Source organism: Psychrobacter sp. 1Y4, from assembly GCF_051847555.1.
Genome location: NZ_JBPYDE010000955.1, coordinates 1 through 561, shown reverse-complemented (window position 1 = coordinate 561; position 561 = coordinate 1). Strand labels below are relative to the sequence as shown.

The following is a 561-nucleotide window of genomic DNA, read 5'->3' as shown; positions in this document are numbered from 1 at the left end:
AGTGAAACAGGTAAATGTGCTAGGTGGTATCGGTTTAAGTCTAAGCCAATATAAATATCAGCCTACAGTAGATATTAAAGAATCTATTAAGTTTTTATTTATTGGTCGGTTATTGAAAGAGAAAGGTGTCCATGATTTTATTTCAGCGATCAAAATAGTAAAAAAAGCATATCCTGAAGCATGTTTCACTATTTTGGGAGAGATAGATACTTCTAACATGGGGGCATTGAAAAAATCAGAGCTAGATAAGTTGATTGCATTGAAAATCGTAAATTACCCTGGTCATGTTAATAACGTAAAAGACTGGATTGCCAGTCATCATGTATTTGTATTGCCATCTTATCGTGAAGGGGTGCCTCGCAGCACTCAGGAAGCGATGGCAATTGGAAGACCTATTATCACTACTGATGTACCTGGTTGCCGTGAGACGGTTATTGATGGAGTAAATGGGTTTTTAGTAGAAAAATGGAACCCAAAAGCTTTGGCAGAGAAAATGATTTACTTTATAGAACATCCTGAACAAATTAAAGAGATGGGTGATGAAAGCTACAAGCTAGCACA

At 36.5% G+C, this 561-nt stretch carries 1 protein-coding gene; it reads left to right on the top strand.

Annotation, left to right across the window (positions count from 1 at the left end):
- On the top strand, window positions 1-561 hold a 561-nt coding region (locus tag ACS8FC_RS19815; protein ID WP_439298045.1), incomplete at both ends, for a glycosyltransferase family 4 protein.